The organism is Myxacorys chilensis (genome assembly GCF_059505265.1).
This window is the reverse complement of the sequence record NZ_JCACKG010000287.1, coordinates 15,493-37,762: the sequence shown is the minus strand read 5'-3', so window position 1 is coordinate 37,762 and position 22,270 is coordinate 15,493. Positions and strand designations below refer to the sequence as shown.

Here is a 22,270-nt window from a genome sequence, read left to right as displayed (position 1 = left end):
CTATAGTTTCCTCCCTACTTCTCGGCTTCACCAAAAGCTCGGAAGAGCCCTTTGTGCTTGACATCTAATAAGAATTGACTAGTCAGCATCATAGACACGCCATGCACGAGTTCCCCAACGATTGAGAATAGGTTCAGCAAGCTGAATTTCATCCTCTACTGCTTCTATGACCACTAAATAATCCCCTTGATTCAATCTATCGTTGTAGATTCTTGCTTGTTCCTCTGGCACCAGCCATCCTTGAAGTGCGCCATATAGACCTCCAACGATCGCTGCGGCTCCACTTCCCAGAACTGTGGTTAGAAGACCTTCTACCGCTAGGGCAGGGCCAACTCCAGGTATCAGCAATACACTTAACCCAACCGCTAAAGTTAGTAATCCTACTCCTGTACTACCCAAGAGTGCGCCTGCTTTTGCCCCTTCTGCTCTTGTTATAGGAGGTTGCTGCACACCGCGATTATTCAAATCATTCTGATCAGAAGATTTGGTAATCACTGAAATTTTGTGCATGGGAAAACTCTTATCTTTGAGCTCAATTAGCGCCTGTTCCGCGTTTTGTCGACTTGGGAAGATTCCGATCGCATGTTTGGGATTATAGGAAGTCATAGGAAGGAATAAAGACTTTTTTAATTTGAGTTAGAAGTTTGTAAAACAAGCAAATAGCCATCCCGTGAAGATCACTTATTTCAAGGGTGCAATCTGCTTTAGGAGTGCTGACAAAGCAACCATGGGTAGCCCAATTCCCAGACAGATTAAGCCTTGAACAAGGGTGAGTGCTTCCGTAGCAAAGAGCTGATTCATGATGCTCCATTGGCTAAACAGAAGTTGAAGCGTGAAGACCCCTGCAATACCGATTGCCACTGTATAGCTGATTGCCTCATTTTGACCGCGGAACCTGGCAATGAGTGCTGGAGCAAACCGGCTAATGCTCAATAGGTAAAAGGCTTCGGCAGCAACCAGTGCTTGAATTGCCATTGTCCGGGCCAAGGTTTCATTAGCAGTTGTCTGAACCACCCAGGCAAAGGTGCCAAAAATAACAATCCAGTTAAACACAGAAACTACCAGAATTCGGGTAACCAGTCTGCGGGACAAGAGAGGTTCGTTTGCTGGACGGGGTGGGTGTTGCATAACATCGAGTGAGGGCGGCTCAAATGCCAGCGGCACCGATAGGGCGACCGACCCTACCATATTGAGCCAGAGAATTTGCACGGGCAGAATCGGCAGTGGGGTTGCTAGAAGGACAGCAATCAGAATGGTCATGGACTCCCCACCATTCACTGGCAAGATAAAGGCAATTGCCCGCAGCAAGTTTTTGTAAACCGTACGTCCTTCTTCTACAGCTCGTTCAATCGACGCAAAATTATCATCTGTCAGAATCATGTCTGCCGCCTCTTTCGAGACTTCGGTGCCCGTAATCCCCATCGCTACCCCGATATCGGCTTGCTTCAAGGCAGGGGCATCGTTGACCCCATCTCCAGTCATCGCGACAATTTCGCCTTTGGACTGAAGTGCTTCTACCAGACGAAGCTTTTGTTCGGGGGCAACCCGTGCAAACACATGGCTTTGTTCAACAGCATTGTTCAGTTCCGCATTGTTCATTCCAGCTAGATCTTGACCAGTGAATACGGGTGTATCTTCCGCTTGATTGAGTCCCATGCGCTGAGCGATCGCAGCAGCTGTTTTGGCATGATCGCCCGTGATCATCTTGACCTGAATTCCAGCAGATTGACAAGACCGAATTGCTTGAATTGCCTCAAGACGGGGTGGGTCAATCATGCCCTGGAGTCCCAGAAAAATTAAGTTGTGCTCGATGTCAGAATGCTTGATTGATGTTTGGGATCTGAATGCGGATTTCCTCGCTAGAGCCAGTACTCTTAACCCCTCGCTAGCCATAGTATTGACGGCTTGTTCGATCTCAGCGGAGTCAAGCGCGATCGCTTGACCCTCGACATTCAACATCTGATTACACCGCTCAAGAATCGCTTCGACCGATCCTTTGACGTAGATCAACCGTTCTGAGCCGACACTATGCAGGGTTGCCATATATTGAAACTGAGACTCAAACGGTAGGGTGGCAAGCCTTGGCAAAGCCCTTGCCCCGGCTTCTGAAGTCAGCCCTGCTTTAAGAGCAGCCGTTATTAACGCCCCCTCGGTTGGGCTTCCCACTACAGCCCAATTCGCCTCTTGCTGCTCAATGTGAGCGTCGTTGCACAACAACCCAGCTTGCAGGCATTCAAATAGAGCGGGAGTCTCTGCTAAATCAACCCGCTGTCCCTGGAAATCAATCTCCCCCTCCGGCGAATAGCCACCACCGGTGACCTGATACCGTTCTCCCCCGGCACAAATCTCCTGCACCGTCATTTGATTTTCTGTGAGAGTTCCGGTCTTGTCGGAACAAATGACGGTGGTGCTGCCTAGCGTCTCAACTGCCGGGAGCTTACGAATGATGGCGTGATGTTTTGCCATTTGGGAAACCCCAAGCGCCAATGTCACCGTTAAAATTGCTGGTAAGCCCTCTGGGATGGCGCTTACTGCCAGAGCAACCGCTGCTTTGAATACCTCAACCCAAGAGAAGCCCTGAGCAATCCCGACTGCAAAAGTGAATGCTGCTAGTGCCAAGATGACGTACAGCAAGGTTTTGCTAAATTTATCGATTTTGCGAGTTAATGGCGTTTCTAGAATACTGCTCTGCTGCATCAATTGGGAGAGGTGACCGGTTTCAGTCATCTCACCAATGCCAACTACCAGTCCCTGTCCCCGACCAAAGGTTACTAGGCTTCCGGTGTATGCCATGTTTGCCCGTTCTGCTAGAGGAGTATCAGGCGGCAAGGGGGTTAGATTTTTCTCAACCGGGACGGATTCTCCTGTTAAGGCAGACTCATCGACTTGAAGATTAGAGACTTCAATCAACCGCACATCTGCTGGGACTTTGTCCCCTGACGATAGCAGCACCAGATCTCCAGGCACCAGATCTCTAGAAGCAACCACCTGTTTTTGCCCATCTCGCAGAATCGTCGCTTCTGTAGTCACCGCTTCTGCAAGTGCTGAGATCGCGTTCTCGGCTTTCGATTCCTGGACGAAGCCAATCACCGCGTTAACAATAGTGACCCCAAAGATCACCCCCGCATCAATCCATTCGTGTAGAAAGGCAGTGACAATACCTGCCGCCAACAAAATATAGAGCAATGGTTGATTGAACTGTTGTAGAAATCGCACCCAGGCACTCTGGCGTTTTTGGGCAGTTAATTCGTTTGCCCCGAAGCGCTCGTGTCGTTCATCTGCATCTTGAACGGAAAGCCCTGTTTCAGAGTCAGTTTCCAAAAACCGAACAACCTCTTGAATTGAAAGATGATGCCATTGGTGTTTTGTTGAGGGTTTGACCAGCGTTTCAACCATTTCATTTCCTCTACCCGAACTTGGTAATAGGCAGCAGAAATCCTGCTTTTTCCTACTCTTAGCGTCGGTTAGAAAAATGAGCGAAATGTGAGCACCCAATTTTGAGGACTCACTTTTAGATCATATTTGTCTTTCAGAGTAGGAGGCAAGCAAATGGAGATAGCATATGGACTGGCAAGCGACGTTTCACTGGGTATATGTGATTGCTATGGCAATCGGGGCACTTTACTTCATTTCGCTCAGCCACAATCCGCGCGGTGTACCTAAATATGAATATTTAGTTGCTACCTTCATTCCCATCTGGTCAGGACTGGCATACATGGCAATGGCAATGGGTCAGGGAAAAGTTGAAGTGGCAGGACAGATTACCCACTATGCCCGCTACATTGACTGGCTCGTAACAACCCCTCTACTGCTGCTGGCATTGTCCTGGACAGCGATGCATCACGTTGCCAAAGACTCGACCTTGATTGCAACACTGATGAGTGTTCAAGTGATCGTAATTGGGAGTGGTTTGATGGCGGATTTATCTACCACTGAGGAAACCCGATTTCTCTGGTATACCTGTGGTGTCGTTGCATTTCTGGTTGTTCTTTGGGGAATTTGGGTACCGTTGCGAGCAAAGACTCGTGGGCAAGGAATCGAGATCTCCAGCCTTTATGATAAGCTTGTTGCCTATTTCACATTGTTTTGGATTAGCTACCCGATCGCTTGGTTGATTGGTCCATCTGGGTTGGGATGGGTGAACCAAACCGTTGAAACTTTTTTGTTTTGTCTACTTCCCTTTTTCTCTAAAGTGGGGTTTAGCTATCTGGATTTGAATGGGCTTCGTCGCTTGAATCGCACGAAAGTGAGCGCTGCTAATCTTGCCCGTAGTTCGTATTGAGATAGAAACAAACTCATTCAATAATTTCGTAACGAACCAGTTGTCGAATCTCCTGTCGCGACAACTGAAGTTGTTTGGAGATCGTCTCCTCGATTTGATTGGGGTCTGTCATAGGCAGTTCTAACTCTAACCGCTTCAAGATCGGTTCTGCGGTCTCTACCTTAACTTGAGTATTCTTCTGATTTTGGTTAATTACAGCATTAATCAGCGATATGTTGACAGACACGGTCGCTTCAAGCTGAGTGTCTGCCTGAACTTTAGTCTCTGTTGGACGAGATTGCTGCAATTCTTGAGCCGTTAAAAAACTGGAGGTAAACCAAAACGCGATTGCCACCAATGGTAGTGGCAACCAAAATTCTGCACCCGATAATTGCAACCAGCGTTTCATCACTCGCTATCCTTTCCCATGCTTTTACTGCTGATGCCATCTGTTCTGACTGTAATACAGCATGTTCTGCTTCAAAATCCGGCTTAGAGAAGATGCACAAACTGTCTCAAAGTCAAATGCTTGGAACTGTAAGCTATAGAAGGGACAGGCAGGCAGATGAAAGTGTTGCTGGTAGAAGATGATCCCAAACAACTACTGCCACTACAAATCGCTTTGTCTCAAGCAGGGCATAGTGTTGACGGTGTCAAAGATGGAAAGACCGCTCAGTGGCTTTTATCTGAGAAAGAGTACGATTTGCTGGTCCTGGACTGGATGTTACCGCATGTGAGTGGGCTAAATCTCTGTCAACAGTATCGTGCTTTGGGAAAAACGGCTCCAGTTCTGATGATCACAGCAAGAGATACAACGCCTGAGAAAGTAACCGGGTTAGATGCAGGTGCAGATGACTATCTGGTAAAACCCATCGATTTAATCGAGTTTATGGCGCGAGTGCGGGCACTCAGGCGGCGATCGCCGCTTTGGCAAGGGGATACGCTGAGTCTTGGGGATCTCCACCTTCACCTCGACACCCTTACAGTCGAGCGACAAGGCGCAGTTGTATCCCTTTCTAGCCGTGAGTTTCAGTTGTTAGAACACTTCATGCGTCATCCTCGGCAGGTTCTGACTCGTAGCCAGATTGAGCAGGCTGTGTGGGAATGGGGAACAGAACCTGATAGCAATGCCATCACTGTGTTAGTTCGCAAGCTCCGTCAACGCTTAGAGGCTGTGAAAGCCAGCGATTGGGTTGAGAGCATTTATGGCATGGGTTATCGCCTGTCCCCAACTGAGAAATAAGGCTGTCTCAAACCCGAATTCTTTTAGAGGCCAGCTGTGTTTAACCAGAGTCGTCGCAATCTAGCTCGATGGTTTACCCTCTCAATGGGCAGCATTCTCGTTCTGTTTGCTGGAGTTATTCATCAGATTGAGGTGAAGGATAAGCTGGAGGCACTCGATCGACTGCTCTATGACAAAACCCAGATCATGGCAGCTAGCGTACATTACGATGTTCGCCTAAATCAGACGAAGGTTGATTTAACGAATGTCCCGTTATTAGGTACTGGGTCTTACCCGCTTGCCAAAGATCTGATTTATGTCCGCTGGTACAGTGCCCAAGGGCAATTGGTTCGTTTTTTTGGGGCTTCTCCCCCTAATCAATTAAAGACACCCTCTGGCTACCACACGATTGAGTCTACTGATTCACTGTCGCAGGAGCATCGATGGCTTCGTCAGGTCACACTACCTGTTGAAGGAAGAACAGGAACACTGGGGTATCTTCAAGTGGCGACTCCTCTGACAGAAACTCACAATGGCTTGCAACAGCTTCAGATTGCCTTGACTTTGGCAGTGCCAGTCTCACTAGCACTGATTGCCGTAACAGGCTGGTTTCTTAGCGGAATTGCAATGCAGCCAATACGACAAGCCTATCAACAGCTTCAACGGTTTACGGCAGACGCCTCCCATGAATTGAGATCACCCCTTTCTGCCATACAAACCAATGCCCAACTTGGATTACTGATTGCAGCAAATGATCCGCGTTATCAGCAACCGCTGGGAAACATCGTGGACAGTGCTAAATCCATGGGGGTTCTGGTGAACAATTTGCTGCTGCTGGCTCGTCATCAGGGACGACTTGCGCCTGAATCGCTCAAGAGATTGAATCTCAACCATTTTCTAGAAAGGTTAGTTCCCCAGTTTCTTGCCTTGGCAGAAGCGCAAGCTATTCGCCTGATCTATGAGCAGCCTGGTCAAGCAATTGAAGTATGGGCCGACGCTGATTTGCTACAACAGGCAATCGAAAACCTGCTCAGTAATGCCTGTAAGTACACATCTATTGGCGGTTCAGTGCTGTTGCGGTTAGTCCCCCATCCGAATTGGGCAGTGATTCAAGTGATCGACACTGGTATTGGAATTCCAGAAGCTGACTTGCCTTATGTCTTCGATCGCTTCTACCGGGTAGATACGGCTCGATCTCTTGATAGCGGTGGATTTGGTTTGGGACTCGCCATTGTCAAGCAAATTGTTCGTGCCCATTGTGGACAAATTCATGTGACGAGTGCTTTAGGTAAAGGCTCAACATTTCAAATCGAACTGCCTGTCAAACCTCAACCGTGACCAACCCTAAGCGGCTGAAATGTCAACAGAACCTAGTTCCTACGCTTTCTCTCTAACTCCTGGGGTTCAGGACGCTAAAAACCTGTCGCCCCCAAGATTCCAAGTGGGCTTAAGCTACACAACGTCGGGATAACACTTCAATGTGTTGCTTTCTGACATAGTTTGAGCTGGATTAACGACACGAGGAGCAACGGTGAGAAAGTGGATATGTGGGTGTGCAAGGCTCTATGCTGCCAGGAAATTGCTGGTAGTGAAATAGGCATCGGCACAAAATCCCCCTGAAGCCGTTATCTGGCTATCAGGGGGATCTGAGCGTTGATGATAGTTCGGTGATGATTGAGCTTATTCTTCCTCTTCCTCATCTTCGTCTTCTTCCTCTTCCGAGAAAAGCTCATCAACGATTTCAATTCCTCGTTCTGTTGAAATGCCTAGAGCTTCGCACAGATTATCGACGTATTCCTGCTCTGCTTCAGGTACTTCTCCATCAGCCGCAATCACGACCAAAGCAACTATCAATGCGACTTCTTCGAGTCCCTCCTCTCTCGCATTGATAATCGCTTGTGAAACGACCGCCTCAACTCCCTCTTCGTTAATGAGAGTTCCAATCTCCGTCCCCAACGCTTCAAAATCTTCCTCGGAGTAATCTTCATATAGGTCGATGCCACTCAGCATCTCACCTAGCGCATAGGTCTCGGCCTCGTCGATCGATTCACCATCTGCAAACGCAGAAAAAAGTCCGATCGCAGCGATCGCAATCTCGGGAGTCAAAGCGACTTGAGCGCCACCACGGGGCAATTTACGTTTAGGCATTGATTCTCCTAGTTTTTCACATTCATCAATGGTTGAATCGGCTTATTTCCACTGACCCAACCTGGTTGACTTTAGACTGCCCAGCAGTGATTCAGAATGAACATGCCATGTCTATCTAACGTCGGTATCTCACACCGCTTTCTGTAAAATTCTTGGAATGGTGATGATAAATTCTGTTCCGTGCCCAAGCGTCGATCGGCATTCTAATGTCCCTTTATGCTTTTCAACGACGATCTGTTGACTAATGGACATGCCTAAGCCAGTTCCTTTGCCAATAGATTTGGTTGTAAAAAAGGGATCGAAGAGATGACTCCTCACCTTCTCTGGCATTCCTGGCCCCGTATCGATGATGCGAATCTCAATTGAGTCAGCATCTATGCACGCGGTACGAATCGTGATGGTTGCGGATAAGCAATCTGCAATCCGTGATGCTAATGCTGTGTTCCCCTGTCCCTTCTCTGCTGTTCTAGATTCCCTCGCTTCCTCAATCGCATCGATCGCGTTGACCAAGATATTCATAAAGACTTGGTTGAGCTGTCCGGCATAACATTCCACGAGGGGCAGTTGCCCATAATCCTTCACCACTACGATGCTGGGATTCTGACTATTTGCCTTTAAGCGACTTTGTAGAATCAATAGCGTACTATCGATGCCTTGATGGAGATCCACGGCTTTGACCTCTGCTTCATCCAGTCTTGAGAAGATTCGCAGCGATCGCACAATATCCCGAATTCGCTCCGTTCCCACTTGCATCGAGGTCAAGATTTTAGGCAAATCTGTTGTGATAAAGTCGAGTTCGATTTGCTCTAGAGTTGACTCCAGCAAAGGCGTGGGAGTGGGATATTCCTGTTGATAAACCTGTAGCACCTGTAATAAATCGTGGGCATGTTTCCTGGCATAGTTCAGGTTGCCGTAGATAAAACTGACCGGATTATTGATTTCGTGGGCAATACCCGCGATCAGTTGCCCCAAACTCGACATCTTCTCACTCTGCACCAACTGAAGTTGTGCTTGCTGAAGCTCAAACAACGTCTTCTCTAAATGCTGAGTCTGTTGTCTTAACTGCATTTCAGATTGCCGTACTACTGCCTCTGCTCGCTGACGATCAAGAATTTCATTCTGCAATTGATCAACAGCGGTATGAAGGTCTGTATTTGTCTGTGTCACTTGGTCTAGGGCGTCTCCAACTTCCGCCTGAGCCTTTTCCAAGGTTGCTAATAGGTGATTAATGTTGTTGGCCAGGCTAGATATTTCGTCTGTTCCAGATGAGGGTAATCGTAGCGAGATATTACGGCTTATCTGGATTTGGCTGACCCCCAGACTTAGACGGGTTAATCGATCGAGCACGAGCTGTTCTAGCAGGAGGACGCTCACTCCACCAAACACCAGTCCTAGAAACACGATCGCAATCATGAGATGCTGTTGACTACTGCTTCCCTGTTGATAAATTTCCCTAGGAATTTCGGCGCGCAAAATCAGGGCGGGCTGATCATAAATATCAGTTAAAAGCACATAGCCAGCTAGAAGTTTTTCATTTAACGTGTGAATAAAAATTGGGGCTTGAGGCGAAAGAGATTGGCGGGCGGCTTGAAACTCAGTCGGGAGGTTTGGTTCCCCAATTGGATAAATCTGAATGGGAAAGCGAGTCACCTTTGACAGGTTAGCGATCGCGTCAGCATTAATGTAGCGCCCGAAGATGACTACCCCTTGAGCCGGACCTTTGCCTTCAGAGGTCAAAATGGGTTGGCAAGTGATTAGCAGTGGTCCTTCAGGAGAACCTAGAATTCCTGTCAAAGAACCTTTGGTTTTCGGATGTTCCAGAAAGATGTGATTGAGTGCAAAAGATTTTGGCAACGCTGCCGGTATAGCCTTAATTTGCTTTGCCTTAAAATCAAAGCCTGTACCATACACGACTTGACCTTTAGCATTCACAAATAAAACTAAGTTTATCTTCAGGTTAGCAAGCTGCTGTGGAACAAGATTTGACTTAATGTAAGCTTCGTTTTTATCTTGAATAAACTCGTACGTATCATCCCAAGAAGACCAATCACTATACCGGGATGTAAACGCCTCTTTGTCTTTATCTAAAACATTCACGACGCCTTGAAGCGATTGCTGAGCACTTTGTTCTTCTGCTGTCTTTAAACTGCCTAAGAGAATTGCTGAAGAAGTCAGATAGACAACGCTAGTCAAACCAGTCAGGGTTAGACACAGAAATAGAAGCGTTTTCTCACGCAGAGTCAGTCTCTTGATAAGAGGTAATTTAGAAAAGTCCATCACTCATCATTCACTAAGTTGCCTCGATATATCTGCCTAAGCTCGGACGATTTATTTCTACTTGCAAATTCGCTCTAATTAAATTTTTCTACTGAGTTTCTTGAATAGACGTATCAGCAGTTGCCTCTAAAGTGGACACAGACGATTCATTATTCACCCTTGAATCCCTTAAATTTTAGAAAGTGGCACTTGTGGACGGTTCGGAGCGATCGCGTCGATGACTCCAGTTAGGGATAGAGCGATTTCGCAGATGTAGTGAATGCGATCGCAGGGTATCTGACCCCCTCGACGCTGCAACAGGAGTGATGTTATCTAAGTACAATCCATTCCTTACATGATTTGTATGACATTAAATCGAGTTAGTGTCACTTTAAGCGCCGACGATCGCAAAGCCATCATGACGGCGATCGGCACGATCAGCTTCGCCCAAGGTTGACGATTAGCGCAGAGCGCAACTCCGCAGGAACTGCGATCGCGGCTATTATGCTCAATTGTTTGGATGGAGCGCAACAACATACCGATTGCCGTTTCTATCTCAGGATAGGAACGTTTCTTTTTAGCGAAGGAACTGTTCTTCTTGGCAATGGAATAGTGTTGCAGCAGCAAGAATTATTTTGTTGATAGAACAGAACTGTCCATCGACGCGAAGAAGCTGTCTATCAGCACAAAGAAACTGTCCATCAGCACAAAGAAACTGTCCATCGACGTGAAGAAGCTGTCCATCAACGCGAAGAAACTGTCCATCGACGCGAAGGAATGATGCTTCGGTAGAAAGAAACTTTTTATCAGCTACAAGGAATGATGCTGTAAGAACGCCACAAAGTCTTCATGGCCTGTCCAAGGATTCAGACTTGCGCGGTTCTGTCAGTGAAAATCGATTAGCTTTGAGAGAGAATCATCGGTAGGTTTCTGCTCCGAAGCCATGACCTGATTCAATTTGTATAGGGTTGCCTGTGTTCATCTGTTGCAGCCCTTCTAAGATGCCGGAGACGGCTGAATTTAAGACTTGGTAAACCGCATCCAGTTGCCTCGGATCTGGCTGATGCGTCCATTCATTCATAAAAAACTTCTTCACCTCAATGGACAACACACAAGCAGAGCGCGGAAAGTGCTGGTGAATCCATTGAGCAAAGTGTCCACCTGTAAATTTCACGTTCTCGCGCACGTCGAGCTGCCGTCCTAGAAAGTTAAACTGGCGCAACTCGACTAGCGCCCGATCAATCACTGGCGACCAGTAGGAACGATTAGCGCAACGCGCAACTTCAGAGAAATTGCTTCGCACACTTCCAAAGGAATCGAGCGTTTTCGTGCCGAGATTGATCTCAGGATTATCACAGGCATGAGCAGCTTGTCCATCACGACGGTGATTATAAGTATGCAAATCCAAAATGACAAAGTGCCCAAATCGACGCTCCAGACGGCGACAAACTTGCTCTAGCTCAGCGTAAAACGCATCGTATTGCGCTAGCGATCGCGCCATCACCGCTTCAGGTAAGGGTTGCTTCCAGACCTGTAGCCCCCACGCATCTTGGGGCTGTCGATAGATTGCGGCTTCACGCGGACGATTTAGATCAACCTCAAACCGCGATCGCATCACGATCAGCCGAGTCTGAGCAATCCGAGTCCACTGGGCAGTAAACGGATCTTCTTCCCGACGGCGATCGCTGTGGTCTAACGCGAGATGCGTCGCCACTTCTTCACGCACAGCATGTCCGTCATGAATTGCGGCGGTGACCAAAGGTTGATTTCCGATCGTCCAAATCCAAGGATGCGACGACCTAATCGCGGTATGCGGATTCAGCATGGCTTCCCTCACCAGAATCATTCCCTGCTAACATCGCCGGTTCAATCGGCAGTTCAAGCTGATGCAAGAGCGCTTCTACCTGTGCCTCTAGCTCATCACAAGCTGTCCGTACCAGCGCTAATCCAGTTTCTCTAGTTAGTTCAGCCGTGGCTGGAGCAAACTGCTCTAACAGTCTGGCTTCGGTCGTCTGATATGTGTTTTCGGAATTGTCTGCCCGAATGGTCGTTCGGAGCCTTTCTAGATAAGCAGATTCTGCCGCTTGGTCTGCGGTTTTCTCATCGCGCTCTGCGCCAATCGCGAATTGCAGCAGGGAATCCAGATAGGTTTTGACTTGGGCTTGCTTTACACCTTCGGTTACAGCGGCATATAACAGCTCGCCATTGAGATAAGCAAATTCTGGCACTAGAAGCTGTTGGTCTTTCACCTCAAACGTGTGAACGCCTGCGGCTGGGCGCACGGTGAGTTTCTCTCGACGCACGCGATCGGCAGCACTATACACCAAAGCCGCGATCGATAAAATCACGTCGGGATAGTTGCCATCGGTTTGACGCAGTTCGATCGTGCCGTGTCCATTTAGCCGCACGGGATTCCAAGCGGATTTAAGCAAGCTTCCACCTGCATTGAGAAACTGCGATCGTTCGACTCCCGCGCGATCCATCGCGGCAAGCCAAGCATAGTAACGCTCAAACTGTTGCTCCACGAGTTGCTCAACAGTGTCCGCATACGGGCGCAGTGCTCCGACTCTTGGTAAGTGTGTGTAAACGCCTTCCCATCCAAAGGTTTCATTGCCGCGATAGTGGACGGTACGCGCGGCTAATCCAAACACTTTGCCTTCATAGAACGGGCAAGCGCGAGACAGCGCAATTACAGCCGCATCCATTGCCGTAGCTAAGTTGTACAGATTCACGGTCTCGGCTCGTGCTTCGGGCGAAACTTGGTAAGACACACCCACTTGAGGATCGACCGTGCCCTCGGCTAACTCCAGATGCAGATGCGTTCCAATGCAGCGACCGGCATCCAGAAAGCGATCATAGCCAACAGTGCGAGCCTGAATGTGATAGTTCGGCACATCACGGATCGTGGGGGACAGATGCAGTGGGTATTGGGAAAGCGGGTAAAGTCGCAGTCCTAACTGTTTTGCAGCCATCAGCAGAATTTGCAGATTGTGCAGGTAGTGGTTGGCGAGCGCTGCCACGCTGCAAGCTGGCTCGGTGTTGATCTCGACCATGCTTTTCACAAACTCTGGCGCAAAGTTCTCTGGGTTGCGCCCTTGAGTTTGAGCGAGGTGATGACAACCTTGCAAGAGTTCATCGGCGCGATCGACAATGATCCCTTCTGGATTTACAATAAAAAACTCCTGCTCTAGCCCGATCCGGCGGTTGAGATCACGCATCATAATTCAGCCTATCTGCTGGAACAATCCTAGTTGCACGGCATCGATGACTTGAAAGTTTGCATTCGGTAGTTTGACTGATTTCAATCCTACAGCACGTCTACCGATTGAAAGAGAGAAATTACTAAGTGATGGCTTTAAGATAAATGGACTCTTCCCAGCTTTTATTGGAGATTTATCGTGTCTGAGGATGTTGATGTTGAGAAGCTTGCCGGTGTTTTGAACAACACGGGTCAACAGGGCAAAGGAAACTTTGTCAGAATGCTTTGGAATACCCAGCCAGGAGACGTACAAAGCCAGCTCATGCCTCTGCTGAATGCAGAGACACGACAGGCAATTGCGTCTTCCTCAGATGGTTCGGAGCAAGAAGGTTCGGAGCAAGATAGTTCCGAGCAGCAGGATACTTAAGCGGTGCGAAGCCCTTTGCGATTGGCTTTACCAAGCTCCGAAGGATTGCGTGCCCCGGCTGAGTTGTTTTTGCTGCGGCTAGACTTGGCTTGGGTTTGAGGTTTTGCCCGTTTATTGCGGGGTTGCGATCGCTTACGGTTTGGTTGATCTGATTGGGTCTGGGCTGAAGCGGTTGGCTCGTATCCTGCAATCACGTCTTCGGTGATGGTTCGCTTCAGCAATCGTTCAATGCTTCTTAAGAGCGGATATTCATCGCGGCAGACTAGGGATATTGCGCGTCCTTCGTTGCCAGCGCGACCTGTGCGACCAATGCGATGCACATAGTCTTCGGGAACATCGGGCAGATCGAAATTGACCACATAGGGGAGATGGTCGATGTCTATCCCGCGAGAGGCGATGTCAGTGGCAACTAATACCCGAACTTTTCCCTGCTTAAAGTCGCTGAGAGCGCGAGTGCGGGCAGCTTGGGTCTTGTTGCCATGAATCGCCGTGGTTTTAAGCCCATCTTTTGTTAATTGCTCCGCCAGACGGCTGGCCCCATGTTTGGTGCGGGTAAAGACGAGCACCTGCTGCCAATTGTGAAAACTAATCATATAGGCAAGCAGTTCTTGCTTGCGATCGCGATTCACGGGGTGAATGATCTGGGTTACTTGCTCGGCGGCGGTGTTACGAGGAGCCACTTCGATGAGAGTGGGAGACTTGAGCAGAGTATTAGCAAGCTGCTGGATCGCTTTAGAGAAAGTCGCAGAGAACATCAGCGTCTGACGGGATGCGGGAAGCACTGCCAAAATTTTGCGAATGTCGTGGATAAAGCCCATATCCAACATGCGATCGCATTCATCTAGCACCAGTATCTCTATCTGAGAGAGGTCGAGGGTCTTTTGCCTCAGGTGGTCGAGTAGGCGACCCGGCGTGGCGACTACAATATCAACTCCCCGGCGCAGCGTTTTAATTTGCGGGATGATTCCGACACCGCCATAGATGACTGCTGATTGCAGGGGAAGATATTTGCCGTAGGTTTTGACACTATCGCTGACTTGGGCTGCGAGTTCGCGGGTGGGGGTAAGAATTAGCGCACGAGGAGTGTGGTGTCCTTTGTGGGGTTTGGTGGTGCTGAGGCGCTGCAATAAAGGCAGGGTAAAGCCTGCCGTCTTGCCCGTCCCAGTTTGGGCACTAGCGAGGATGTCTCGCCGTTGCAAGATAGCAGGAATCGCCTGCTGCTGGATGGGAGTTGGTTCGCTGTAGCCTTGTTCAGCAACAGCACGAAGCAGGTCGGTCGTCAGACCGAGGTTCTGAAATGTCATGGATGCAATTGCTCCTAGTGGTGCCCCTATCCCAAATAAAATCCTGGGACCAGTCTAAGAGCAGTAAACTTGTGATTCGGTTGAATGGCTCTGATAAGCAAGTTTCAACGTGCCAATAATAGACCGGAGTGTACTGGCAAGGGTTTATCCTAACAGAAATAGGGGTAAAGCGGCGATCGCTGCTCGATATTGGAACGATCGTGAGGTTAATAGACGAGTGTTAGTGATTCATCACTTATTTGCTCAGTGATGCAATTTTGCCCTCACCCCAACCCTCTCCCGCAGGAGAGGGAGCAAGACTCTGGTTCTCCTTCTCCTGCGGGAGAAGGGGTTAGGGGATGAGGGCAACCCGGAGCTATGCAAGTGTTGGAGTTATTCAATCCACGATCCTAAGCAACCTGACCAGGTTTGAGAACAACCTTAATGCAGTTATCTTGCTTGTGCTTGAAGATTTCATAGGCGTGCGGCGCTTGCTCTAGCGGCAGACGATGCGTGACCAAGAACGTGGGATCAATCTCGCCATTCTGAATCCGCTCCGTCAACGGGCGCAAGTACCGATGAATGTGAGTTTGTCCCGTTTTCATGGTCAAGCCTTTGTTCATAAAGGCACCCATCGGAATCTTGTCAACAAAGCCCGTGTAAACACCCGGAACGGATACCGTGCCACCCTTACGGCAAGCTACGATCGCTTGGCGCAATACGTTTGGTCGATCGGTTTCCATTCGAGCGGCTTGCTTCACTTTGTCGTAGAACCCTTCCAAACCGAACCCGTGAGCTTCCATGCCCACCGCATCCATTACCGAGTCGGGTCCTATCCCGCCCGTCATTTCTTTAAGCGCTTCGCCAACCTCGACTTCTGTGATATCCAAAACTTCGGCTCCGCCGTCTTTTGCCATTTGAAGCCGTTCAGGAACCAAATCGATCGCAATGACACGTTCAGCACCCAACATGTAAGCGCTTCTAATCGCAAATTGTCCAACCGGGCCGCAACCCCAAATCGCTACCGTATCTCCGGGCTGAATATCGCAGTTCTCGGCGGCCATGTATCCCGTAGGAAAAACATCGGTCAGAAACAAAACTTGTTCGTCGGTGAGTCCATCAGGAATTTTGAATAAACCGACATCAGCAAAGGGAACGCGGGCATACTCCGCTTGACCCCCCGCATAGCCTCCGGTGAGATGCGAGTAACCAAACAGACCTGATGGAGAATAACCCATTTCGGCTTCTGCCATCCAAGCGTTTGGGTTCGAGTTATCGCACAGCGACCATAACGTTCTTTGGCAGAAGAAACACGATCCGCAAGCGATCGTAAACGGAACGACCACGCGATCGCCCTTTTTCACATTCTTAACCCCGCTCCCCAACTCAACAACCTCGCCCATAAACTCGTGACCGAGGATGTCACCTTTTTGCATGGTGGGGTTAAAGCCATCATATAGGTGTAAATCAGACCCACAAATTGCCGTTGATGTAATTTTAACGATCGCATCCCGTGGATTAATAATTTTGGGATCGGGAACCGTTTCGACTTTCACATCTTTAGCGCCGTGCCAACAAACTGCTTTCATAGCTATTTCTCACTTGATAGTATTTTCTTGGTCATTGTTTACATCTCAATGCCTATTGACCCTGCGGTTGACCTTCAGTGGTGGCAATCTCGCCCGTTTCCATCAGCATTTTGAAGCGGCGTAAATCATCTCCAAGTTGCTGTTCGGGTGCTTCGCCAAACAGCTTAGCGATCGCATCTCCAATGGCACCAGCAGGCGGGTCGTATGCCATCACAACTTTTACTTGTGTGCCTCGATTAGCATTAGACGCAGCGCTGTTGGAACCGTGAGAAGCTGACTTGAAGTGAATCGACCCAGAATGATTAACGTCAGCACCGTCGATCGACTTCCAAGCAATCAATTCGTTTTCTTGGTCTTCAGTGATGTCTGCATCCCATTCAACGCTGCTACCTAAAGGTCCACTCGCAATCCAATGCGACCGTTTAGCGTCTTTCACCTCCACCGCTTTGAGATGCTTCATAAAGCGGGGTAAATTCTCAAAATCATGCCAGAAGCGGTAAAGCTCTTCGGGCGATTTGTTAATCGTGACTGTTTTCTCGACCTTGATGTTTTGGCTCATAACAACTGCGTCTGGATGTGGCTCTAGTTTGACGAACGGTTCATTGTCTATACTTCTTTATGATTGCTCCACGCTCATTGATCATCGCTTACTGCGATTCTGTATGTGTTGCGCTTGGCGCTAATTACCGGTTGGCAGTTAGTGTGGAGTACAGCTTTTTAATTCCTCTGATCCTAGGAAGATGGCAGTGCGATCGCGTCTTTCTAATGAAGGATTGCGGCTAAATCTCAAGATTGTCTTCTACCGTTAGTCGCCAACCGCTGCTGCCAGAATTGTTTGCACGGCTGGAAGTCCTCACAGTCCAACCTCGGTGAGTTTGCCATCTTAAGCATTCGTGTAGTAGGCGGAGATCGAAAACGGATGGATGGTGCGAATGAATACGTCGCTGCTTGATAGAAGCGATTTTAGAACAGCTTGCTCATGCTCAGTTCTATCCATACTTCACGCTAATGTCTGTTCTGACTTCAGAATGATTGTTAATTTGTTCCATGCTCGTATCCAGATAGATCGTTTTCTGTGAGCAAGCTTCGCAAGATTGCTAACCGGGAAATCCTGAACTCCTTCAATAGATAGACGCTTTACTCACCTTCGCGCTTCCCTATTAAGTAGGTGAGCCGTCTCGAAGCTCTATCAATTTCCTCCGAGCAGCAAGCAACAAATTTATAAAGAGCCAACGCATGACCATGAAAAGCACGATCGCATTTGACATGATCGGAACTTGTTTTAGCCTCGACAAGCCGCGACAGCAATTAATTCAACTCGGTGCTGCTCCCAATGCGATGCAGCTTTGGTTCGCGCAAACCCTGCGAGATGCGATCGCGCTCTCCCATGCAGGAGGCTATCAACCATTGAAAACAATTTTGGAGGCAGAACTGCCGCGATCGCTAGCGGCTATAGGAATTGAAACCACAGAAGAACAGCGATCGCAGGTGATCAACGCCTTCTCGCAACTAGAACCACAACCCGGCTTACAAGTCGCGCTTGATCGTTTAAAGACAGCCGACTGGAGACTGATTGCTCTGAGCAACGGCAGTGAGGAATCGACTCGGAAGCTGCTTGAGCAAGCGAACGTTCTCTCTTATTTCGATCGCATTCTCTCATGTGATACCGTTCAAAAAACAAAGCCCCATCCAGATGTTTATAACTTGGTGAAAGATTGTGCAGGGGAAGTCTGGATGGTTGCTGCCCACGCGTGGGACATTATGGGAGCAGAGTTGGCTGGATTACACACGGCTTTCATTACTAAAGAAGAGAAGACATATCTTGCAACTTATCCACATCCAGAAATTACCGCGATCGACCTTGTAGATGCAGCGAACCAAATTGTGAAAACAATACTGTGAAGGCTGTAAAGATAACCCAACACTTGATTCTGGACGAGTTCCTGTTGCTTTTAAGAGTTTAGTTTTTGCGAGCTGATTAGACGGAAAGAAACTCTCTTTAAGCTGTACTACATTTTTTTGGCTTGACAGAAACAACCAAGCTCCTTTATAGTACTGACGTACTAGTAAGCTGACTGATAGGTGATAGAAGCCCTACACATCCTTGAGGAGAACGCTATGAATTTTGGGACTCGACAGACAAGCGTAAGAAAAGATATGAATAGTACCCCCGCTCCCCGCACGCTCGCGCTCGACGCTGGAAATTACGATCTCAAATTTTGGGATGGTGCTGGACATCCGAGAGCAATTCGGTCTGTCAGATTCCAGTTGCCTCAGGGACGCGACCCCGTTCGCTACTCAGATAGCTCTCCCCTCATTGAGTTGCCCAATGGCTTACGTTACCATTTTGGCACACAAGCTTACAAGTACCGCAGGCAACAGCAAACCGTTGTTGAAAACAAAGTTGAATTGGCAAGGCTGCATTTATATGCCTGTTTAGAACCCCTGCGTAACGAAGAAATTTGTCATTACCCGCTTCAGCTCTATGTCTCAACGCCCGATTCGATTAGAAGCGCAAATGCACTGCGATCGCAGTTGCTCGGTATTCACGAATTCAAACGCAACGGCATTCCCTACCGTGTCACGGTAGATCGAGTAGAAGTAGAACGAGAAGGAATCGGTTCTTATCGCTATGCTCAACAGTTAGGGATTATCCCCGACACTGGTTACACCATCGTTATCGACATTGGCGGCGGTACATGGCTCTCTCGGCTAATTGATGCTGAAGGCGATGTGATTGATGAAAACGTAATGGATCGAGGCGGGTCTTACGAACTGGCAACGTCCATTAGTTTTGATCGCCGGTTGGCAGATATGTTGGGCACAACGGCTGACCCTGCGATCGTCATGGATGGCTTCAAGTCAGGACATACTTACGCCGATACTGGGCTATCTTGGTCGCTCTGGCTAGAAGAATATCTAGACCCTTGGTTTAAGGGCATCTTTCAAACTGTGAAAGCTCAGTATACGCCTTACATGGCGCGAGTGACTCGATTCTTAGTCACAGGAGGCAGTTCTCATCTCATTTCCGAACGTCTTGCGGGTCGCAAGCTGTTTGCTGTCATGCCCGATCCACAGTTTGCAAACGTGCGAGGATTGTTTCCGATCGCGGAGGGACTGCAACTATGTATGACAACAAAGTAAGACTCAGCAAAGATGTAATCGAGAAGGCAGAACTAATTGCCGCCGAATGGGGATTGAAGAACGCGCGAGCCGCGATCGAAGCCGTCTTTCGCAAATATGCGGATGATTATTTGTATGGGCGAATGAATGGTAGCGTTAACTCACCCCAACCCCAACGAATGGTTCATTCGTTGCGTGAACCAAAAGATCGCGATAGCCAATCTGTTCCGTGTGAAGCGCTCGATGAGCTAGACGATCTGTTAGGAATGTGAATGGCACTGGGATGGAGCTGGGGCAGAGATAGCTGTCTATATCTTCACAGTGAGTGAGACTGCTTGAGTGAGATTTCTGAGCGGCATCACTGGCATGACTCCGTTTGGATCACCCTCCAGGCGGGATTAATGGATCAGTGATCCTACCCCACATCTTCCCAATGCTGAAAAACCTAAAGCGCACCATTTGGCAGTGGCGCGGTGTTCTGATCGCGGCTCCTAGTGTGGCTGGTTTGGTTGTTCTTGTTCGTTTCACAGGCTTCCTACAACCGTTTGAATGGACATCTCTCGATCAGTATGTCCGGCTTCGTCCTGCGCAGCCAGCCGATCCTCGCATTGCGATCGTCAGCATCACTGAAGCAGATATTCAGACCTACGGTTTTCCCTTGCCGGACAAGACGTTGGCAGAGCTTCTGATTAAAATTAAACAACAGCAGCCAAGAGCAATCGGTCTAGATCTCTATCGAGACTTGCCCGTTGGTGCAGGCTACTCTACATTAGCGGCTGTCTTCAAATCAACGCCGAATCTTGTTGGCACGCAAAAAGTAGTCGGCAGTCGCGGAATTGGAACCGTTGCACCTCCTCCAGTGCTAGACGAGTTGGGTCAAGTTGCCGCGAACGATTTCGTGCTTGATAGTGATGGAACGCTGCGACGGGGCCTGCTGTCGATCGCTGGCTCATGTAAGCTGACTTGCGATGGAGTTCAGGAACATCTCAGTTTAGCTCTAGCGCTCTCGCTACTTTACCTACAAGCGGAAGGAATTCAGCCAGAATCGACAGCAGAGGGACACATCAAGCTGGGGCAAACAGAATTTGTTCCCTTTGAAGCCAATGATGGGAGCTACGTGCGGGCAGAAGCATCAGGCTATCAGATCCTAATGAACTATCAAGGCCGCGATCGCTTTGAGGTCATTTCAATGAGCCAAGTTTTGCAGGGCAAGGTTGCCCCAAATCTCTTTCGAGACAAAGCGGTTTTGATTGGTTCCACGGCTGAGAGTTTGAATGACTTTTTTGAGACGCCTTATAGCGTCCGCTGGCAGCAACGGCGGCATCCAACTCCGGGCGTTGAGCTTCATGCTGAGTTAATGAGTCAGGTGTTGAGTTCGGTGCTGCAACAGCGTCCGCCGATTCGCACGTGGTCGGAGATGCAAGAGTGTCTGTGGATTATTGCTTGGGCATTTGCGGGTGCGTTAATTGTGTGGCAACAACGATTTGCGCTGCACAGCGTACAGGAAAAGCAAATCTCTCCAACCGGTAATTACTTCGCGTCACGCCTGCTGACCCCGCAGATTCAGTCGCTGAAAATTTTTCTCAGTTTGCTGATGGCGGGTGGCGGATTGGTGGTGCTGACCTACCTTGCATTTTTGCAAAGCGTCTGGATTCCTGTTGTTCCACCGTTTTTAGCGTTGACTGGCTCTGCGATCGCCGTGACCGCTTACTTAGCGCAAAGTGCAGCAGAACTGAGAAAAACGCTGGGACGCTATTTAACCAATGAGGTGGTTGCTAATTTGCTTGAGACACCGGAAGGCTTAAAGCTGATTGGCGAAAAACGAGAGATTACGATCCTAATGTGTGATATTCGAGGCTTTACTAGCATTTCAGAACAGCTTCCGCCAGAGCAAGTTGTGCAATTGTTGAATATGTACCTCGACATCATTACAAAAGTAATCCAACAGTATGACGGTACGATTAATGACATTACTGGCGATGGTATTGTCGTGTTCTTTGGTGCGCCTCTTACAAAAGCAGACGATCCGCAGCGGGCCGTGGCGTGTGCGATCGCAATGCAACGGGCGATGGAAACCGTCAATAATCAAGCGCAGCAGCTTCACCTACCAACCCTAGAAATTGGAATCGGCATCAATACTGGAGAAGCGGTGATTGGTAACATTGGGTCTGAGGAGTTGGCAAAATATACGGCAATTGGCAGCCACGTCAACTTAGCCGCTCGAATTGAATCTTTCACGGTGGGTGGACAAGTGTTCATTTCACAAACGACCTATGATGCAGTGCAGCCCGTTGTGCAGATTGAGGGGCAGACGGAAGCCTTTTTGAAAGGAGTCGGTCAAGCAGTTCCTCTGTACGACGTGAGCGGCATTGGTGAACCTTACAATGTGTTTTTGCCAAAAGAGCAAGATTCATTTGTGACGCTAAAGGCTGCGATCGCCCTGAAGTACACAATCTTAGAAGGAAAACATCTTGCAGGTGAATGGCTACCTGGAACGCTCATGCAGCTTTCGAGAAAAGGGGCTGAGATTAATGGAATAAAGATTCCGCCCTCGTTAAGTAATCTCAAATTACAACTATTTTCTGAATCAGAAATAGTAGACGATATTTACGCCAAAGTTATTCATAAAGAGACAGAAGACAAAGCAAGTTTTTACATTCGCTTTACAACGCTACCGAGGCAGGCAGAGGATCTGTTTCAAACACTATGTAGCGATCGCTAAGTTAGATATATTGAGTTGGATGGTAAAATCACCAACATAT

General features: G+C 48.6%; 19 protein-coding genes. 8 read left to right on the top strand and 11 right to left on the bottom strand.

The genetic code is table 11. The features are described from left to right. Window positions 1-78: 78 nt before the first annotated feature. Both AC5JLB_RS29200 and AC5JLB_RS29195 read right to left on the bottom strand, forming a co-directional pair. The gene (locus AC5JLB_RS29200) at window positions 79-510 is read right to left on the bottom strand and encodes a hypothetical protein (protein ID WP_495877327.1); all 432 of its coding nucleotides are present in this window, start codon (window positions 508-510) and stop codon (window positions 79-81) included. A gap of 171 nt (window positions 511-681) precedes the next feature. After that, window positions 682-3,396 (bottom strand): cation-translocating P-type ATPase, encoded by a 2,715-nt coding sequence (locus tag AC5JLB_RS29195; protein ID WP_495877326.1) that lies wholly within the window; start codon window positions 3,394-3,396, stop codon window positions 682-684. 166 nt (window positions 3,397-3,562) lie between these two features. Here AC5JLB_RS29195 and AC5JLB_RS29190 point away from each other — a divergent pair, with 166 nt between their 5' ends. Beyond that, window positions 3,563-4,282: a bacteriorhodopsin gene (locus AC5JLB_RS29190; RefSeq protein ID WP_495877325.1), complete on the top strand. Its 720-nt coding sequence runs from the start codon at window positions 3,563-3,565 to the stop codon at window positions 4,280-4,282. Between the two features lie 13 nt (window positions 4,283-4,295). Here AC5JLB_RS29190 and AC5JLB_RS29185 read toward each other — a convergent pair whose 3' ends face one another. Beyond that, on the bottom strand, window positions 4,296-4,670 hold the full coding sequence (locus AC5JLB_RS29185; protein ID WP_495877324.1) for a hypothetical protein: 375 nt from the start codon (window positions 4,668-4,670) through the stop codon (window positions 4,296-4,298). Window positions 4,671-4,826: 156 nt separating this feature from the next. Between AC5JLB_RS29185 and AC5JLB_RS29180 the strand changes: the two genes are divergently transcribed. Together AC5JLB_RS29180 and AC5JLB_RS29175 are read left to right on the top strand one after the other, a co-directional pair. After that, entirely contained in the window at window positions 4,827-5,504 is a 678-nt protein-coding gene (locus tag AC5JLB_RS29180; RefSeq protein ID WP_495877323.1) for a response regulator transcription factor, read from the top strand. Window positions 5,505-5,540: 36 nt separating this feature from the next. Next, window positions 5,541-6,821, top strand: a complete 1,281-nt coding sequence (locus AC5JLB_RS29175; protein ID WP_495877322.1) for a sensor histidine kinase — start codon at window positions 5,541-5,543, stop codon at window positions 6,819-6,821. A gap of 342 nt (window positions 6,822-7,163) precedes the next feature. Here AC5JLB_RS29175 and AC5JLB_RS29170 read toward each other — a convergent pair whose 3' ends face one another. The 5 genes from AC5JLB_RS29170 to AC5JLB_RS29150 all read right to left on the bottom strand — a co-directional run bounded on the left by AC5JLB_RS29170 (window position 7,164) and on the right by AC5JLB_RS29150 (window position 13,108). Continuing rightward, window positions 7,164-7,631 (bottom strand): tellurite resistance TerB family protein, encoded by a 468-nt coding sequence (locus AC5JLB_RS29170; RefSeq protein WP_495877321.1) that lies wholly within the window; start codon window positions 7,629-7,631, stop codon window positions 7,164-7,166. A gap of 129 nt (window positions 7,632-7,760) precedes the next feature. Beyond that, entirely contained in the window at window positions 7,761-9,824 is a 2,064-nt protein-coding gene (locus tag AC5JLB_RS29165; RefSeq protein ID WP_495877320.1) for a CHASE4 domain-containing protein, read from the bottom strand. A gap of 414 nt (window positions 9,825-10,238) precedes the next feature. Next, window positions 10,239-10,514, bottom strand: coding sequence for a hypothetical protein (locus tag AC5JLB_RS29160; protein ID WP_495877319.1), 276 nt, complete (start codon window positions 10,512-10,514; stop codon window positions 10,239-10,241). A gap of 289 nt (window positions 10,515-10,803) precedes the next feature. Beyond that, window positions 10,804-11,712, bottom strand: coding sequence for an N-formylglutamate amidohydrolase (locus AC5JLB_RS29155; protein WP_495877318.1), 909 nt, complete (start codon window positions 11,710-11,712; stop codon window positions 10,804-10,806). Then, entirely contained in the window at window positions 11,687-13,108 is a 1,422-nt protein-coding gene (locus AC5JLB_RS29150) for a glutamate-cysteine ligase family protein (protein WP_495877317.1), read from the bottom strand. Before AC5JLB_RS29150 ends, AC5JLB_RS29155 begins: the two co-directional genes overlap by 26 nt. Before the next feature lie 177 nt (window positions 13,109-13,285). Between AC5JLB_RS29150 and AC5JLB_RS29145 the strand changes: the two genes are divergently transcribed. Next, entirely contained in the window at window positions 13,286-13,513 is a 228-nt protein-coding gene (locus tag AC5JLB_RS29145) for a hypothetical protein (RefSeq protein ID WP_495877316.1), read from the top strand. Here AC5JLB_RS29145 and AC5JLB_RS29140 read toward each other — a convergent pair. The 3 genes from AC5JLB_RS29140 to AC5JLB_RS29130 all read right to left on the bottom strand — a co-directional run bounded on the left by AC5JLB_RS29140 (window position 13,510) and on the right by AC5JLB_RS29130 (window position 16,944). Beyond that, a complete protein-coding gene (locus tag AC5JLB_RS29140) occupies window positions 13,510-14,817 on the bottom strand; it encodes a DEAD/DEAH box helicase (RefSeq protein WP_495877315.1) in 1,308 nt (435 codons plus the stop codon). The two genes, AC5JLB_RS29145 and AC5JLB_RS29140, sit on opposite strands and share 4 nt — an antisense overlap. 389 nt (window positions 14,818-15,206) lie before the next feature. Continuing rightward, entirely contained in the window at window positions 15,207-16,385 is a 1,179-nt protein-coding gene (locus AC5JLB_RS29135; RefSeq protein ID WP_495877314.1) for a zinc-dependent alcohol dehydrogenase, read from the bottom strand. A 52-nt stretch (window positions 16,386-16,437) separates the two neighbouring features. After that, entirely contained in the window at window positions 16,438-16,944 is a 507-nt protein-coding gene (locus AC5JLB_RS29130) for an SRPBCC family protein (RefSeq protein WP_495877313.1), read from the bottom strand. 677 nt (window positions 16,945-17,621) lie between these two features. Between AC5JLB_RS29130 and AC5JLB_RS29125 the strand changes: the two genes are divergently transcribed. From AC5JLB_RS29125 to AC5JLB_RS29110, 4 genes are all read left to right on the top strand, one after another. Then, window positions 17,622-18,287, top strand: coding sequence for a haloacid dehalogenase type II (locus tag AC5JLB_RS29125; RefSeq protein ID WP_495877312.1), 666 nt, complete (start codon window positions 17,622-17,624; stop codon window positions 18,285-18,287). Window positions 18,288-18,503: 216 nt separating this feature from the next. After that, the gene (locus AC5JLB_RS29120) at window positions 18,504-19,529 is read left to right on the top strand and encodes a ParM/StbA family protein (protein ID WP_495877311.1); all 1,026 of its coding nucleotides are present in this window, start codon (window positions 18,504-18,506) and stop codon (window positions 19,527-19,529) included. After that, window positions 19,511-19,780: a hypothetical protein gene (locus AC5JLB_RS29115; RefSeq protein ID WP_495877310.1), complete on the top strand. Its 270-nt coding sequence runs from the start codon at window positions 19,511-19,513 to the stop codon at window positions 19,778-19,780. The genes AC5JLB_RS29120 and AC5JLB_RS29115 overlap by 19 nt, the downstream gene beginning before the upstream one ends. A 161-nt stretch (window positions 19,781-19,941) precedes the next feature. Further along, entirely contained in the window at window positions 19,942-22,230 is a 2,289-nt protein-coding gene (locus AC5JLB_RS29110) for a CHASE2 domain-containing protein (RefSeq protein ID WP_495877309.1), read from the top strand. Window positions 22,231-22,270 lie beyond the last annotated feature (40 nt).

Coding starts and splice junctions, on each gene's coding strand:
- AC5JLB_RS29195 (WP_495877326.1), bottom strand. CDS start 3,396: ATGGTTGAAACGCTGGTCAAACCCTCAACAAAACACCAATGGCATCAT.
- AC5JLB_RS29155 (WP_495877318.1), bottom strand. CDS start 11,712: ATGCTGAATCCGCATACCGCGATTAGGTCGTCGCATCCTTGGATTTGG.
- AC5JLB_RS29115 (WP_495877310.1), top strand. CDS start 19,511: ATGTATGACAACAAAGTAAGACTCAGCAAAGATGTAATCGAGAAGGCA.
- AC5JLB_RS29190 (WP_495877325.1), top strand. CDS start 3,563: ATGGACTGGCAAGCGACGTTTCACTGGGTATATGTGATTGCTATGGCA.
- AC5JLB_RS29185 (WP_495877324.1), bottom strand. CDS start 4,670: ATGAAACGCTGGTTGCAATTATCGGGTGCAGAATTTTGGTTGCCACTA.
- AC5JLB_RS29120 (WP_495877311.1), top strand. CDS start 18,504: ATGAATTTTGGGACTCGACAGACAAGCGTAAGAAAAGATATGAATAGT.
- AC5JLB_RS29125 (WP_495877312.1), top strand. CDS start 17,622: ATGACCATGAAAAGCACGATCGCATTTGACATGATCGGAACTTGTTTT.
- AC5JLB_RS29140 (WP_495877315.1), bottom strand. CDS start 14,817: ATGACATTTCAGAACCTCGGTCTGACGACCGACCTGCTTCGTGCTGTT.
- AC5JLB_RS29150 (WP_495877317.1), bottom strand. CDS start 13,108: ATGATGCGTGATCTCAACCGCCGGATCGGGCTAGAGCAGGAGTTTTTT.
- AC5JLB_RS29110 (WP_495877309.1), top strand. CDS start 19,942: ATGCTGAAAAACCTAAAGCGCACCATTTGGCAGTGGCGCGGTGTTCTG.
- AC5JLB_RS29170 (WP_495877321.1), bottom strand. CDS start 7,631: ATGCCTAAACGTAAATTGCCCCGTGGTGGCGCTCAAGTCGCTTTGACT.
- AC5JLB_RS29200 (WP_495877327.1), bottom strand. CDS start 510: ATGCACAAAATTTCAGTGATTACCAAATCTTCTGATCAGAATGATTTG.
- AC5JLB_RS29135 (WP_495877314.1), bottom strand. CDS start 16,385: ATGAAAGCAGTTTGTTGGCACGGCGCTAAAGATGTGAAAGTCGAAACG.
- AC5JLB_RS29130 (WP_495877313.1), bottom strand. CDS start 16,944: ATGAGCCAAAACATCAAGGTCGAGAAAACAGTCACGATTAACAAATCG.
- AC5JLB_RS29180 (WP_495877323.1), top strand. CDS start 4,827: ATGAAAGTGTTGCTGGTAGAAGATGATCCCAAACAACTACTGCCACTA.